The organism is Chromobacterium haemolyticum (genome assembly GCF_002081825.1).
Lineage (GTDB): Bacteria > Pseudomonadota > Gammaproteobacteria > Burkholderiales > Chromobacteriaceae > Chromobacterium > Chromobacterium fluminis.
The window spans coordinates 45,862-61,565 of the sequence record NZ_MUKU01000018.1 but is presented as its reverse complement, the minus strand read 5'-3'; the positions used below and the strand labels follow the sequence as shown (position 1 = coordinate 61,565).

Annotated in this window: 13 protein-coding genes; 12 read left to right on the top strand and 1 reads right to left on the bottom strand. The window is 65.4% G+C overall.

Translation table 11 applies throughout. From position 1 onward, the window contains the following. Nucleotides 1-49 precede the first annotated feature (49 nt). The 5 genes from B0T39_RS14670 (at nt 50) to B0T39_RS14650 (ending at nt 5,555) form a co-directional block, all read left to right on the top strand. Nucleotides 50-436: a MerR family transcriptional regulator gene (locus B0T39_RS14670; RefSeq protein ID WP_081547855.1), complete on the top strand. Its 387-nt coding sequence runs from the start codon at nt 50-52 to the stop codon at nt 434-436. A gap of 104 nt (nt 437-540) precedes the next feature. Then, nucleotides 541-2,211 carry a sensor histidine kinase gene (locus B0T39_RS14665; protein WP_081547853.1) on the top strand — a complete coding sequence of 557 codons (1,671 nt, stop codon included), beginning with the start codon at nt 541-543 and terminating at the stop codon, nt 2,209-2,211. Then, nucleotides 2,205-2,936 carry a LytR/AlgR family response regulator transcription factor gene (locus B0T39_RS14660; protein WP_043634264.1) on the top strand — a complete coding sequence of 244 codons (732 nt, stop codon included), beginning with the start codon at nt 2,205-2,207 and terminating at the stop codon, nt 2,934-2,936. The genes B0T39_RS14665 and B0T39_RS14660 overlap by 7 nt, the downstream gene beginning before the upstream one ends. A 396-nt stretch (nt 2,937-3,332) precedes the next feature. Then, a complete protein-coding gene (locus tag B0T39_RS14655) occupies nt 3,333-4,550 on the top strand; it encodes an L-lactate MFS transporter (RefSeq protein WP_081547851.1) in 1,218 nt (405 codons plus the stop codon). A 483-nt stretch (nt 4,551-5,033) separates the two neighbouring features. Next, entirely contained in the window at nt 5,034-5,555 is a 522-nt protein-coding gene (locus tag B0T39_RS14650) for a hypothetical protein (RefSeq protein ID WP_081547849.1), read from the top strand. 137 nt (nt 5,556-5,692) lie between these two features. Here the strand turns inward: B0T39_RS14650 and B0T39_RS14645 are convergent, their stop codons facing one another. Then, nucleotides 5,693-6,142 (bottom strand): YaiI/YqxD family protein, encoded by a 450-nt coding sequence (locus tag B0T39_RS14645; protein WP_081547847.1) that lies wholly within the window; start codon nt 6,140-6,142, stop codon nt 5,693-5,695. Nucleotides 6,143-6,283: 141 nt separating this feature from the next. Here B0T39_RS14645 and B0T39_RS14640 point away from each other — a divergent pair, with 141 nt between their 5' ends. The 7 genes from B0T39_RS14640 (at nt 6,284) to B0T39_RS14610 (ending at nt 15,680) form a co-directional block, all read left to right on the top strand. Then, on the top strand, nt 6,284-7,453 hold the full coding sequence (locus B0T39_RS14640) for an isovaleryl-CoA dehydrogenase (RefSeq protein ID WP_081547845.1): 1,170 nt from the start codon (nt 6,284-6,286) through the stop codon (nt 7,451-7,453). Nucleotides 7,454-7,561: 108 nt separating this feature from the next. Further along, a complete protein-coding gene (locus B0T39_RS14635) occupies nt 7,562-9,160 on the top strand; it encodes a carboxyl transferase domain-containing protein (protein WP_081547843.1) in 1,599 nt (532 codons plus the stop codon). Between the two features lie 18 nt (nt 9,161-9,178). Then, on the top strand, nt 9,179-9,964 hold the full coding sequence (locus tag B0T39_RS14630; protein WP_081547841.1) for an enoyl-CoA hydratase/isomerase family protein: 786 nt from the start codon (nt 9,179-9,181) through the stop codon (nt 9,962-9,964). Between the two features lie 147 nt (nt 9,965-10,111). Continuing rightward, nucleotides 10,112-12,079, top strand: coding sequence for an acetyl/propionyl/methylcrotonyl-CoA carboxylase subunit alpha (locus tag B0T39_RS14625; protein WP_081547839.1), 1,968 nt, complete (start codon nt 10,112-10,114; stop codon nt 12,077-12,079). Nucleotides 12,080-12,084: 5 nt separating this feature from the next. Continuing rightward, nucleotides 12,085-12,597, top strand: a complete 513-nt coding sequence (locus B0T39_RS14620; protein ID WP_081547837.1) for a GyrI-like domain-containing protein — start codon at nt 12,085-12,087, stop codon at nt 12,595-12,597. A 13-nt stretch (nt 12,598-12,610) separates the two neighbouring features. Then, entirely contained in the window at nt 12,611-13,522 is a 912-nt protein-coding gene (locus B0T39_RS14615; protein ID WP_081547835.1) for a hydroxymethylglutaryl-CoA lyase, read from the top strand. Nucleotides 13,523-13,721: 199 nt separating this feature from the next. Then, nucleotides 13,722-15,680, top strand: coding sequence for an acetoacetate--CoA ligase (locus B0T39_RS14610; RefSeq protein WP_081547833.1), 1,959 nt, complete (start codon nt 13,722-13,724; stop codon nt 15,678-15,680). Nucleotides 15,681-15,704: the final 24 nt, after the last annotated feature.

The window sequence follows — 15,704 nt, the reverse complement described above, 5'->3', positions numbered from 1 at the left end:
AGAACGCGTTAAAAAAAAGCTACAATCGCCGCTTGCCTTGGAACACACCATGACCGAACCCGAATTCTTCAGCATCTCCGACCTGGCGCGCGACTTCGACGTCACCCTGCGCACCATCCGCTTCTACGAGGAACAGGGCCTGATAGAACCGCAGCGCGACGGCCGCCAGCGGGTGTTCAACCGCCGCGACCGCGCCCGGCTCAAGCTGATCCTGCGCGGCAAGCGCATCGGTCTGTCCTTGTCCGACATCCGCGACATCCTGGACCTGTACGAACAGGCCCACGACGAGGCCGGCCAGTCGCAAAAACTGCTGGACCTGGTGCTGGAGCGCCGCCGCCAGCTGGAAGAACAACGCCGCGACATCGACGCGGTGCTGGAAGAAATCACCCGCCTGGAACACCACTGCCGCACCGTGCTGGCGCAGCCAGCGGCATGACGCCCGCCTAATCTGCGCCCGCCAGCGGCCAAAGCGCGCCGCATGGCTTAAAATCAGGGCTTGAGGCCGGCCCGACCGGGCGCGGCCGCCCCACTCCCTAAGCCATGATAGAAAACCAAGCCATGCTGCTGGCGGTGTTCGAACGGGCGGCGCTGATGTTGATGGCGCTGTTCTTCCTCACCCGCACCCGCCCGTTTCAACACCTGCTGCGCAAACAAGACCACAGCCCGGCCGAACTGGCGGCGGTGTCGCTGCTGTTCTGCCTGTTCGCCGTGTTCAGCACCTATACCGGCATTCCGGTGGACGGCTCCCTGGTCAATGTGCGCATCATCGCCATCCTGTCCGGCGGCATCCTGTTCGGCCCCTGGGTGGGCATACCGGCCGGCATCGTCTCAGGCCTGCACCGCTACCTGATCGACATCAACGGCTACACCTCGCTGCCCTGCCTGATCTCCAGCGTCTGCGCCGGCCTGCTGGCCACCTGGATACACTTCCGCGCCGGCAGGAGCCGGCTGTGGCTGTACGGCATCCTGGCCGGCATGCTGTGCGAAGGGCTGACCATGGGCCTGATCCTGCTCTTGACCGATCCAGCGGTGGGCGTGCCCATCGTCCGCCACATTGCCTTCCCGATGATCTTCGGCACCGTGTGCGTCGGCCTGATCATCAAGCTGGTGCAAGACGTCAACGACGAAAAAGAGCTGCTGGCCGCGCGACAGGCCAAGCTGGCGCTGACCATTGCCAACCGCACCCTGCCCTATTTCCAGAATCTGGACCGCGACGCCATGGTTCAGGTCTGCACCGTGATCCGGGACCAGCTGGACGCCGACGCGGTGGCCATCACCAACACCTCGGACGTGCTGGCCTATGTGGGCCTGGGCAAGGACTACTACGAGATGGACGAGCACTCCGCCATCGGCGCCATCACTCGCCAGGCCATTGCCGGCGATCAGATCATCATCGAGAACAATCTGCAGCAATACCACCTGGCGGATTTCCACTCCGTCATCATCATCCCGCTGCGCGAAAAAGCCGGCGTCAGCGGCACCCTGAAAATCTTCTACCGCAAGAGCCACGGCATCAGCACGCCGCTGCGCGAAGTGGCGGTGGGCCTGTCCCAGCTGATCTCCACCCAGATGGAAGTGTCGCGGGTCAAACAGCTGGAAGAGATGGCGCGCAAGGCGGAATTCAGCGCGCTGCAAAGCAAGATCAACCCGCACTTCCTGTTCAACGCCCTCAATGCCATCTCCTCGCTGATCCGCATCCAGCCGCAGCAGGCGCGCCAGCTGATCTCCAACCTGGCGGACTACCTGCGCTACAACCTGTCGTTGGGCGACCGGCTGATCGACATTCAGGAAGAACTGCAGCAAGTGCGCGACTACGTGGCGATAGAACAGGCGCGCTTCGGCGCCAAGCTGACGGTGGAGTTCGATATCGACGATGTGCACGTGCGCATCCCCAGCCTGCTCTTGCAGCCGCTGGTGGAAAACGCCATCCTCCACGGCATCCAGCCGCGCAAAGAGCCGGGCCGGGTCAGCATCGCGGTCAAGCGCGACGGCGACAAAGTGCATGTCTGCGTTCGCGACACCGGCTACGGCGTCAGCCAGGAAGTGCTGGACGGCGTGGCCGCTGGCACGCTGTCCAGCCGCAGCATAGGCCTGAGCAACGTCAACCAGCGGCTCAAACTGCTGTACGGCGAGGGCTTGCGGCTGACCCGGCTGGAGCCCGGCACCGCCGTTTGTTTCGACCTGCCCGCCACCGAGGAGCCGGCATGCTGAAAGCCCTGATCGTGGAAGACGAATACCTGGCGCGCGAGGAACTGGCCTATCTGATCCGCGAGCACAGCCGCATCGACATCGTCGCCAGCGTGGAAGACGGGCTGGAAGCGTTCAAATTCCTGCAGGAACACGAAGTGGACGTGGTGTTCCTGGACATCAACATCCCATCCATTGACGGCCTGCTGCTGGCCAAGAACCTGCACAAATCGTCGCGGCCGCCGCGCATCGTCTTCGTCACCGCCTACAAGGAGTTCGCGGTGGAAGCGTTTGAGGTGGAGGCCTTCGACTACATCCTGAAGCCTTACAACGAGGCCCGCATCATCAATCTGCTGGCCAAGCTGGAAGCGCAGACGCCGCCGGCCGCCGCCGCCGCGCCGGCCGAAGCCCCGGCCGCCAGCCGCACCGTCAACCTGGTCAAGGGCGACAGCATCATCGTCACCCCCTGCGAGCAGATCTACTACGCCGAGGCCGACGAGAAAGTCACCCTGGTCTACACCGCGCACGACCGCTACGTGATGTCGATGAGCATCAGCGAGTTCGTCGCCCGCCTGCCGGCCGACAGCTTCTTCCGCTGCCACCGCTCCTACTGCGTCAACATCCACAAAATCCGCGAGATCGCGCCCTGGCTCAACAGCACCTACATCATCAAACTGTACGACCTGAAAGCCGAGATTCCGGTCAGCCGCAGCAATATCAAGGCTTTCCGGCAGTTGATGCATCTTTGAGCGTTGGTCACCCACGCGGCGCATCAAACCGGCTGCCAGCCGGCTCCTGAATAAGAACCTGTTCATAATCTGCTGCGCTGCGGCGATACGGCGTTGAAACCGGCTTCGAAATGCTCATGTACCCTATGTACACTCCGCTTTCTCAGCCGTTTTCGCCTTGTCTCGCTCTGGCTCGCGAGATTTTGAACAGGCTCTAAGGCCAGACATTCCATTGGCAAGCCAGCTTGGCAATGGAAATGCCATCCACTCATGCGCGCCATTTTCCGGGCCTGTAACTGATTCGCCGCCGCCTGCACTTCATTCCGCGCCGCCTGCATCTCATGCCGCCGCCGCGCCCCCTACATAAGCACAGGCTTATAGTCACACCAACAGTAATGACTTTAAGCGAGCAGCACCATGAACGCCTCAAGCAACGCCATCCGCTACCGTACCCTGGCCGGCACCGTCCTCACCCAGTTCGCCCTCGGCTCCGTCTACACCTGGAGCCTGTTCAACGCCCAACTCTCCGCCAAGCTGTCCGAGCCGGTCAGCCAGGTGGCTTTCGCCTTCGGCCTGTTGAGCCTGGCGCTGGCGGTGGCCTCCTCGCTGGCCGGCAAACTGCAAGAACGCTTCGGCGTGCAGCGCGTCACCCTGGGCGCCGGCCTGATGCTGGGCCTGGGCTTCTTCCTCACCGCCCAGGCCAACAACCTGATCATGCTGTATCTGTGCGCCGGCGTGCTGGTGGGCCTGGCCGACGGCGCCGGCTACCTGCTGACGCTGTCCAACTGCGTCAAATGGTTTCCGGAGCGCAAGGGCCTGGTGTCCGCCTGCGCCATCGGCGCTTACGGCCTGGGCAGCCTGGGTTTCAAATACATCAATCTGGCGCTGCTGGCCCGCTTCAGCCTGGAAACCACCTTTGAGCTGTGGGGCCTGATCGCCATGGCCATGGTGGTGGCCGGCAGCCTGCTGATGCGCGACGCGCCGCAGCAGCAAGCCGCCGCGCAACAAACCGCCAGCCATGACTACACCCTGGCCGAGGCGATGCGCCAACCCCAGTACTGGATGCTGGCGCTGATGTTCCTGACCGTGTGCATGAGCGGCCTGTACGTGATCGGCGTGGCCAAGGACATCGGCGAGAGCTATGTGCACCTGCCGGCGCTGACCGCCGCCAACGCCGTCGCGGTCATCGCCGTGGCCAATTTGTCCGGCCGCCTGGTGCTGGGCATCCTCTCCGACAAAATGCCGCGCATCCGGGTCATCACCATTGCTCAGATTGCCGCGCTGGCCGGCATGCTGACCCTGCTGTTCGTGCCCTTGAACGCCACCCTGTTCTTCCTGGCCATCGCCTGCGTCGCCTTCAGCTTCGGCGGCACCATCACCGTGTACCCGTCGCTGGTCAGCGATTTCTTCGGCCTCAACAACCTGACAAAGAACTACGGCGTGATCTATCTGGGCTTCGGCATCGGCAGCATCGTCGGCTCCATCGTCGCCTCGCTGTTTGGCGGCTTCCTGGCCACCTTCCATCTGATCCTGGCGCTGTTGATCGTCGCGCTGTTGTTCTCGCTGACCATACGTCAGCCGGGCACGACCAAGGACGAGGAATTCGAAGCCGAGCCGCATCTGGGCAAAGCCTGATTCCCGCGCCGCTCTCTGCAACGCCCCCGCTTTGGGGGCGTTGTTGTTTGGGGAGTCGGGAAGGGATCGCTGGTGGGTATCGCCTGCGGCTCCTCCCACCCTACGGGCCGCCGCTCGCCTTCGGTAGGGTGGGTGGAGCGTAGCGATACCCACGCGGAACCCCGCTGCGTCACACAAGATGATGGCGGAGATCCACCTTGCCGGACCCCGCCGGCTTGACGCCCTTCCCCTCCTCCCCAACAATAGCCCCCGCGCCGCAACAATCGCGGCGCTCGGGATTGGTCTCCCGATCATGAATACTTGTCGCGGATGCGCTGTTTTCACAGCGTATCCGTTGCCATTGCTTTGCCTATCGGGCGGGCCGTGGCAAGTGGCGCCCTGATGGGCGCGCCGGCTTGTGCAAGTATTCACCGGTAGACCAACTCTTGTCATGTGCCCGCCCTGCCGCTTTGCGGCATGGCCCTTCTGCTCAGGAGGTTGCAAATGGTAAAGCTTGTCCGTCCGGTGCTAGGCATCGAACTCTCTCCGTCCTCTACTGAAACCCAAGACGTCCATCAGGACGCCTCTCTACTCCCGCCGCTAGGGCCGCGCTCCCGTTACCGCTTTGCCGGCCCCCACGCCAAAGACCTCAGCCTGCCCTTCATCCGCCGCATCAAAGGCCGCACCTATCCGCATTACTGGCAGCCGGCCGAGGCCAAGGATGAATGTGAAGCCCGCGCCTTGGGCCATCAGTACGCCGCCCATCTGGCGCAGATGCTGAAACTCAACCGCCAACACTCGGCGCGTGGCTTGCTGTTCCGCATCGCCAGCGATATGGATTTCAGCCAACGCGGCCACCGCCGCCGCCTGTGCAAGAGCTTCTTCAACTATCTGGAGTTGTTGTTGAACCTGGGGGTGGAGCAGGTGGACTTGCCGAGGCATGTGGAGGCGGTGAACCGCCTCCATCTCAGCCTGGATGAGCTGGAAGCCTTGCCGCGGAGGCTGCGTAGAAAGAAGAAAGGCTAAAACTTTTCTGGGAACAGAGCTGGCTGGTGGGTATCGCCTGCGGCTCCTCCCACCCTACGCGCAGTGGCTCGTCATGGGTAGGGTGGGTGGAGCGCAGCGATACCCACGCGGCCCCCTCCTCCATAATCGCTGCCGCCTCAGCCCCGCCGCTTGGCCAGCCAGATATCCAGTTGCCGGGCGAAAGCCTGACGGTCCGACTGGCTCAAAGGCGGCGGGCCTTCGGTCTGCACGCCGCTGGCGCGCAGCGTGTCCATGAAATCCCGCATCGTCAGCTGCGCGGCGATGGTGTCCGGCGAATACACATCGCCGCGCCAATTCAGCGCCTGCGCGCCCTTGCTCAAAGCATCGGACGCCAAGGGGATGTCGCCGGTGATCAAGAGATCGTTCGCCGCGATGCGGCGGACAATCTCGTTGTCGGCCACGTCAAAGCCTTTCGGCACTTGCAAGGCGCGGATATTCGGCGCCTTAGGCACCGTCAATAGCTGATTGGCGACGAACACCAGCTCCACGCCGGTGCGCTGCGCCGCCCGGCACAATGTTTCGCGGATCACCTTGGGACAGGCGTCCGCGTCCACCCATATCGTCATTGTCTGTTCTCTGCATGCAAACCCGGCCATGATAACGGTTTCGCGCCGGTTTCCGTCGTCGCCATGTTGACGCTTACGTAAACGTAAGTAATGATAGAGCATATCACGCGAAATACGCGCGCCCCTCAGAGGAGAGAAACCATGTACAGCAGCCTGCGCTTCGCCTTTGGCGACACCTACGACATGTTGCGTGAAACCGCGCGCGACTTCGCCCAAAGCGAAATCGCCCCGCGCGCAGCCGACATCGACCGCGACAACCTGTTCCCGGCCGACCTGTGGCGCAAGTTCGGCGATCTGGGCCTGCTGGGCATGACGGTGGACGAGCAGTACGGCGGCACCCAGATGGGCTATCTGGCTCATATGATCGCCATGGAGGAAATCAGCCGCGCCTCCGCCTCGGTGGGCCTGTCCTACGGCGCGCACTCCAACCTCTGCGTCAACCAGATCCACAAGAACGGCAACGACGAACAAAAACGCCGGCTACTGCCCAAGCTGGTGTCCGGCGAGCATGTCGGCGCGCTGGCGATGTCCGAGCCCAACGCCGGCTCCGACGTGGTCAGCATGAAGCTGAAGGCCGACAAGGCCGACGGCGGCTACCTGCTCAACGGCAGCAAGATGTGGATCACCAACGGCGGCGACGCGGACGTGATGGTGGTCTACGCCAAGACCGACGTCAGCGCCGGCGCCAAGGGCATCACCGCCTTCATCGTGGAGCGCGGCTTCGCCGGCTTCAGCCACGGCAGCAAGCTGGACAAGCTGGGCATGCGCGGCTCCAACACCTACCCCATGTTCTTCGACAACTGTTTCGTGCCGGACGCCAATGTGCTGGGCGGCGAAGGCAACGGCGTCAAGGTGCTGATGAGCGGCCTGGACTATGAGCGCGCGGTGCTGGCCGCCGGCCCGCTGGGCATCATGCAGGCCTGCATGGACATCACGGTGCCTTACCTGAACGACCGCAAGCAGTTTGGCCAGGCCATCGGCGATTTCCAGCTGATGCAGGGCAAACTGGCGGACATGTACGTCAAGCTGTCCGCCAGCCGCGCCTATGTCTACGCGGTGGGCCAGGCGCTAGACCGCGGCGAAACCGGCCGCCAGACCCGCAAGGACGCCGCCGGCGCCATCCTGTACGCGGCGGAGGGCGCCACCCAGATGGCGCTGGACGCCATCCAGTGCCTGGGCGGCAACGGCTATATCAATGAATACGCGACTGGCCGCCTGCTGCGCGACGCCAAGCTGTACGAGATCGGCGCCGGCACCAGCGAGATTCGCCGCTGGCTGATAGGCCGCGAGCTGATGGCCGAAACCCGGTAATCGCGGCGGAGAAAAGCCTGATGCCGCGTTGCGCTTCAGCCCCACCCGGCAAGCCCAATGCTCACTGACCGCACGCTTCGTCGACGGCGAATGACAAGGTAAAACGATATGCCCATCCTCGAATCCAAACTCTCGCCGCGCGCGGCGGACTTCCAGGCCAACGCCGACAAGATGCGCGCGCTGGTGGCCGATCTGCGCGACAAGGTGGCCAAGGCCGCGCTGGGCGGCGGCGACAAGGCGCGCGCCAAGCACGCCGCCCGCGGCAAGCTGCTGCCGCGCGAGCGCATCGATCTGCTGCTGGACCCCGGCGCGCCCTTTCTGGAGCTGTCCCAGCTGGCCGCCTTCGGCATGTATGACGACGACGCGCCCGGCGCCGGCCTGATCAGCGGCATCGGCCGCGTCGCCGGCGTGGATTGCCTGATCATCGCCAACGACGCCACGGTCAAGGGCGGCACCTATTACCCGATGACGGTGAAGAAGCATTTGCGCGCCCAAGAGATTGCGCGCGACAACCGCCTTCCTTGTGTGTATCTAGTCGATTCCGGCGGCGCCTTCCTGCCCTTGCAAGACGAGGTGTTCCCGGACCGCGAGCACTTCGGCCGCATCTTCTACAACCAGGCCAATCTGTCCGCCGCCGGCATTCCGCAGATCGCGGTGGTGATGGGCAGTTGCACCGCCGGCGGCGCTTATGTGCCGGCGATGTCGGACGAAACCGTCATCGTCAAGGAACAAGGCACCATCTTTCTGGGCGGCCCGCCGCTGGTGAAGGCGGCCACCGGCGAGGTGGTGACGGCGGAGGAGCTGGGCGGCGGCGATGTGCACGCCCGCGTGTCCGGCGTGGCCGACCACCTGGCGCAAAACGACGCCCACGCGCTGTCCATCGCCCGCCGCATCGTGTCCGGTCTCAACTGGCGCAAACAGGGCGAGCTGGACCGCGCCGAACCGCGCCCGCCGCGCTACGCGGCCGAGGAAATCTACGGCGTGATTCCGGCGGACCCGAAAAAGCCCTTCGACGTGCGCGAAATCATCGCCCGGCTGGTGGACGATTCCGAATTCGACGAGTTCAAGCAGAACTACGGCGCCACCCTGGTTACCGGCTTCGCTCGGCTGAACGGCTACCGCGTCGGCGTCATCGCCAACAACGGCATTCTGTTCTCCGAATCCGCGCTCAAGGGCGCGCACTTCGTCGAGCTGTGCTGCCAGCGCGGCATTCCGCTGCTGTTCCTGCAAAACATCACCGGCTTCATGGTGGGCAAGAAGTACGAGAACGGCGGCATCGCCAAGGACGGCGCCAAGCTGGTCACCGCCGTGGCCTGCGCCCGCGTGCCCAAGTTCACCGTGCTGATAGGCGGCAGCTTCGGCGCCGGCAACTACGGCATGTGCGGCCGCGCTTATTCGCCGCGCTTTCTGTGGATGTGGCCCAATAGCCGCATCTCGGTGATGGGCGGCGAGCAGGCGGCCGGCGTGCTGGCCCAGGTGAAGAAGGAACAACTGGGCGACGCCTTCGGGGCTGAACAGGAAGAAGCGCTGAAAGCGCCGGTGCGCGAGCAGTACGAACGTCAGGGCCACCCCTATTACGCCAGCGCGCGCTTGTGGGACGATGGGGTGATAGACCCGGCGCAAACCCGCGAAGTGCTGAGCCTGGCGCTGGAGGCGGCCCTGTCCGCCCCGGTGGAAAGCACGCGCTTCGGCGTGTTCCGGATGTGAGGGATAAAGGCGAAACCCATGAGCTACACCACGCTTGAAATCGAACACAGCGGCAAGACCGCGACGATCTGGATGAACCGGCCGGACGTTCACAATGCAATGAACGAAACGCTGATCGCCGAGCTGACCGCCGCCTTCTCCCACCTGCAATTGCAGGCGGACTGCCGTGTCATCGTGCTGGCCGGCCGCGGCAAGAGCTTTTCCGCCGGCGCGGACCTGGACTGGATGCGCCGCGCCGCCGGTTACAGCGAGGACCAGAACCTCGCCGACGCGCAGCGGCTGGCGGCCATGCTCAAGAGCATCTACCGCAGCAAGAAGCCGGTGATCGCCCGCATTCACGGCGCGGCGCTGGCCGGCGGCACCGGCCTGGCCGCGGTTTGCGACGTGGCCATCGCCACCGAGGCCGCCAAGTTCGGCCTGACCGAGGTGAGGCTGGGCCTGGTGCCGGCCACCATCGGCCCCTATGTGGCCGACGCGATAGGCTGGCGTCAGGCGCGGCGTTATTTCCTGTCCGCCGAGCGCATCGACGCCGCCACGGCGCTGCGCATCGGCCTGGTGCACGAGGTAGTGCCGGCCGAGGCGTTGGACGCGCGCGTGGCCGATGTCGCCGAGGCGATGGCCCAGGGCGCGCCGCAGGCGCTGTCCTCGGCCAAGGACTTGCTGGCCATGCTGCGCGAGGGCTCGCCCTGGGACGATCAATTGCTGGAGGACACCGCCGGCCAGATCGCCAGCGTGCGCGCCGGCGCCGAGGCGCGCGAGGGCTTGGCCGCCTTCTTCGACAAACGGCCGCCCAACTGGTCATGACGCGAACAAGAAACAAGGGACGGACCATGTTCAATAAGATACTCATCGCCAACCGCGGTGACCAACAGCCTTCAGGCTGTGCAGCTGCGCAGCAAAATGGCCTGACGGCGCGGATGCGCCGTGGCGATTTCTCCGCGGGAGACGGACATGTTCAATAAGATACTCATCGCCAACCGCGGGGAAATCGCCTGCCGGGTGATCAAGACCGCGCGCGCGCTCGGCATCGCCACCGTCGCCGTCCATTCCGACGCCGACGCCGACGCCCGCTTCGTCAAACTGGCCGACGAGGCCTACCGGCTGGGCCCGGCCCCGGCGGCGGACTCCTATCTGCGCGGGGACTTGATCCTGGACATCGCCCGCCGCAGCGGCGCGCAAGCCATCCACCCCGGCTACGGTTTCTTGTCCGAGAACGAGGACTTTGCCGCCGCCAGCGAGGCCGCCGGCATCGCCTTCATCGGCCCGCCCGCCTCCGCCATCGCCGCAATGGGCAGCAAATCCGCGGCCAAGGCGCTGATGGAGCAAGCCCAGGTGCCGCTGGTGCCCGGCTACCACGGCGAACGCCAGGAACCGGACTTCCTGCGCGGCCAGGCCGACGCCATCGGCTACCCGGTGCTGATCAAGGCCAGCGCCGGCGGCGGCGGCAAGGGCATGCGCATCGTGGAAGCCTCCGCGGACTTCGAAGCGGCGCTGGCCTCCTGCCAGCGCGAAGCGCGCGCCAGCTTCGGCGACGACAAGGTGCTGGTGGAGAAATACCTGCCGCGCTCGCGCCATGTGGAAATCCAGGTGTTCGCCGACTGCCAGGGCCAATGCGTGTATCTGTTCGAGCGCGATTGCTCGGTGCAGCGCCGCCATCAGAAAGTGCTGGAGGAAGCGCCGGCGCCGGACTTGCCGCCGGCCACCCGCGAAGCGATGGGCGCGGCCGCCTGCGCCGCCGCGCGCGCGGTGGGCTATGTTGGCGCTGGCACTGTGGAATTCATCATGGAAGTGCTGGCCGACGGCAGCCCCGGTCGCTTCTTCTTCATGGAAATGAACACCCGGCTGCAGGTGGAGCATCCGGTCACCGAGATGGTCACCGGGCAAGACCTGGTGGCCTGGCAACTGGCCGTCGCCAGCGGCCAACCGCTGCCCTTGAGCCAAGAGCAGCTGCGCCTCAACGGCCACGCCATCGAAGCGCGCATCTACGCCGAAGACCCGGACAAGGGCTTTCTGCCCGCCACCGGCACCCTCTATCACTTGCGCGCGCCGGCGGAATCCGACGTCGTGCGCATCGACACCGGCGTGACCGCCGGCGACAGCATCTCGCCCTTCTACGACCCGATGATCGCCAAGCTCATCGTCTGGGGTGAGGACCGTCGCCAGGCACTGCAACGGCTGGACGCGGCGTTGGCCGACTATCAGGTGGCCGGCGTCACCACCAATATTCCCTTCCTGCGCCGCATCGTGCAGCACGCCAGTTTCGCCGGCGGCCAGGTGGACACCGGCCTGATTGCCCGCCATCACGACGCGCTGCTACCGCCGCCCGCCGCGCCGGACGCCGAACAACTGGCGCTGCTGGCGCTGGCCGAAGCGCTGGCCGCGCCCGGCGGTTTCCCGGTGGCCGCCGGCTGGCGGCTCAACGGCGCGCTCAACCGCAAGCTCGTTTTCCACATCGACGGCCAAGACTACCCGACGGCGCTGCGCTATCAGGGAGACGGCTTCGAGATCCTAGCCGCCGGCCTCCGCTTCTCCGCCGCCGGCCGCCTGGACGGCGGAACGCTGCGCGCGCGGCTGGACAACAAACAAGTGGAAGCCGTCGTCGCCCGTAACGGCCAACAACGAGTGCTGTTCGCCGCCGGCCAGCGGCTGGAGGCACAGTGGCTGGACCCGCTGGCCGTGGCCGCCGAGGAAGTGCACGGCGAAACCCATTTGAAAGCGCCGATGCCGGGCCGCATCGTCGCCCTATTGGCCGCCACCGGCACTAAACTCAACAAGGGCGACCCGCTGCTGATCCTGGAGGCGATGAAGATGGAGCACACCATCCCCGCGCCGGCGGACGGCGTGGTCAAGGCTTTCTATTTCGGCACCGGCGAGCAGGTCAACGACGGCGACGAGCTGGTCGACTTCGAAGCGGAGTGAAGCTCATGGACCCCATCATCATCAATCACCCCGGCTTGAATCTGGCCGGCTACAGTATCGCCACCCGGATGGAGAACGGCGACAATCTGCGGCAGATCCCCGAGTTCTGGGGCGAATACGCGGACACGCTGCGCCAGCCGCTGCTGGCGGCGCTGGGCCGCGCCGACGCCGCCGAATACGGGCTGATCCACGACTTCGACCCGGACACGGGCCGCTTCGGCTATATGATAGGGATGGAATACCCGCAGCCCTTGCCGCTGCCGCCCGGCTGCGCGCAGCGGCGCACGCCGCCGGCCAAGTACGCGGTGTTCACCACCAAGCCGGCCGGCAGCGACGCCGAGTTCGGCCAGGCCATCCAGGGCGCCTGGCGCTACATCACACAGGACTGGCTGCCGGCGTCCAAGCAATGGGAACAAGCGCCGCTGGGCGCTTTCGAGCGCTACGACGGCCGCTGCGCGCCGGACCAGCCGCAACGCCAGATGGACATCTACATCCCGGTGCAGCCGCGCCGCCGCTGATAAAGAGCCAAACATGCCGCAAGTGAAGATTGTGGAAGTGGGTCCGCGCGACGGGCTTCAAAACGAAAAACAAGCGCTGTCCACCGCGGTCAAGCTGGAGCTGATCCGCCGCCTGGCCGCCAGCGGCCTGCGCAGCATAGAGGCCGGCGCCTTCGTCTCGCCCAAATGGGTGCCGCAGATGGCGGGCAGCGCCGAGGTGCTGGCCGGCCTGGACCTGGCCGGGCCGGCGTCCTACCCGGTACTGGTGCCCAATGAACAGGGGCTGGACGCGGCCTTGGCGGCCGGCGCGCGTGAAATCGCTGTGTTCGGCGCAGCCAGCGAAAGCTTCAGCCGGCGCAATATCAACGCCAGCATCGCCGAAAGCCTGCAGCGCTTCTTGCCGGTGATGGCGCGCGCGCAGGCGGCCGGCGTGCCGGTGCGCGGCTATGTGTCCTGCGTGGTGGGCTGTCCTTACGAAGGCCGCATCGCGCCGGCCAAGGTGGCGGAGGTGGCGGCGAGGCTGCTGGACATGGGCTGTTACGAGATTTCGCTGGGCGACACCATAGGCGTGGGCACGCCGTCCAGCGTGCTGGCGATGCTGGAAGCAGTGAGCAAGACTGTGCCAATGTCGCAGCTGGCCGGCCACTTCCACGACACTTATGGCATGGCGATAAGCAATATTCATGCATGTTTGCGCGCGGGAATGATGACATTCGATTCTTCGGTTGCCGGCCTTGGCGGCTGCCCTTATGCTCAGGGAGCTTCCGGCAACGTCGCCACCGAAGACGTGGTTTACCTGCTGCACGGCGAGGGCTTCGATACCGGCGTCGACCTGGCCGCGCTGGTGGACACGGCCTGGTTCATCGCCGACGCGCTGGGCAAGCCGCCAGCCTCCAAGCTGGCCTACGCCTTTGCCGACAAGCGCGCCGCCAAACCGGAGCAATAACAAGCCGCCGTCCGTCCATGGGCCGGCGCGCGGAGAAAAAAGGAGGCCTCGAAAAACCGTCGCGAGCGGTTCGAGAGCAAGGCGCATCGAGTGCAGCGACCGAGATAGTACAAATAGTACAGCGAGGGAGCGAACCCGAAGCAACGCCGCTATCGGACCGCGCAGCAGGTTTTCGAAGTCCTCAGACACAGGAGAAAGCATGACCCCCGACACGCCCATCTGGACCCCCTCCGCCGGCCGCTTGGCCGGCGCCCACCTGACCGCCTTCGCCAAGCTGGCCGAACTATCCTACGACCGCAAGCTGAACGGCTACGCCGAACTGTGGCGCGCCAGCGTGGCCGATCCGGCCCGCTTCTGGTCCTTGGTCTGGGATTACTGCGGCGTGATCGGCGACAAGGGCGCGACAGCGCTGAGCGACGGCGACAACATGCTGGCCGCCCGCTTCTTTCCGGAAGCGCGGCTGAGCTACGCCGAAAACCTGCTGCGCCGCGACGACGACGGCGACGCGCTGGTGTTCTGGGGCGAGGACAAACTGCAACGGCGCTGGAGCTGGCGCGAGCTGCGCGCCCAGGTGTCGCTGCTGCAACAGGCGATGCGCGACGCCGGCATCCAGGCCGGCGACCGCGTGGCGGGCTTCATGCCCAATATGCCGGAAACCATCGCCGCCATGCTGGCCGCCAATAGCCTGGGCGCGGTGTGGACCAGCTGTTCGCCGGACTTCGGCGTGGACGGCGCGGTGGAGCGCTTCGGCCAGACCGAACCCAAGCTGTTGTTCTGCCCGGACGGCTACTGGTACGCCGGCAAGGCGGTGGACATCCGCGCCAAGATGGCGGCGCTGGCGGAGGCCCTGCCCTCGGTGCGGCAAATCATCGTGGTGCCGTATTTGGGCGAAACCGGCGTGTTCGCGGAAAACGTGCCCAAGGCCATTACCCTGACGGATTTCACCGCCGCGTATCAAGCGCAAGCACTGCACTTTGAACGGCAGCCCTTCCGGCACCCGCTGTTCATTCTGTATTCCAGCGGCACCACCGGCAAACCCAAGTGCATCGTCCACGGCGCCGGCGGCACCCTGCTGCAGCACCTGAAGGAACAGCAGCTGCACGGCGACGTGCATCACGGCGACCGCCTGTTCTATTTCACCACCTGCGGCTGGATGATGTGGAACTGGCTGGCGTCCGGCCTGGCTTCCGGCGCGGCGCTGATGCTGTTCGACGGCTCGCCCTTTGTCGGCGAAGGCCGCACGCTGTGGGACTACGCCGAGCGGCAGCGCTTCACTCACTTCGGCACCTCGGCCAAATACATAGACGGCCTGCGCAAGAGCGGTATCGTGCCGGCCGGGGAATGGAAGCTGGATTCGCTGCGCGCGGTGTTCTCCACCGGCTCGCCGCTGGTGGCGGAAAGCTTTGACTGGGTCTACGCCAACATCAAGGCCGACATCAATCTGGCCTCGGTGTCCGGCGGCACCGACATCGTGTCCTGCTTCGCGCTGGGCTGCGCCAGCCTGCCGGTCTATCGCGGCGAGCTGCAATGCCGCGGCCTGGGCATGGCGGTGGACATCTACAACGAGTACGGCCGGCCGGTGCGCGGCGAAAAAGGCGAATTGGTGTGCACCCGCCCCTTCCCGTCGATGCCGGTGGGCTTCTGGAACGACGCCGACGGCGGCAAGTACCGCCAGGCCTATTTCGGCCGTTTCGACAATATCTGGTGCCACGGCGACTACGCCGAACTCACCGCCCACGACGGCATGATCATCTACGGCCGCTCCGACGCGGTGCTCAACCCCGGCGGCGTGCGCATCGGCACCGCCGAGATCTATCGCCAGGTGGAGGCTTTCGACGAGGTGCTGGAGAGCATCGCCGTCGGCCAGCAATGGCAGGACGACGAGCGCGTATTGCTGTTTGTGCGACTGCGCGCCGGCGCGCGGCTGGACGAAGACCTGCAGCAGCGGATCAAGGCGCGGATCAAAACCGGCGCCAGCCCGCGCCACGTGCCGGCCAAGATCATCGCCGTCGCCGACATACCCAAAACCATCAGCGGCAAGATCGTCGAGCTGGCGGTGAAGAACGTGATTCACGGCCTGCCGGTCAGCAACCTCACCGCGCTGGCCAATCCGGAAGCGCTGAAGCTGTTCGAGAATCTGAACGAACTGCAAAGCTGAACCGGCGCGCGGCTCAAGAAAACC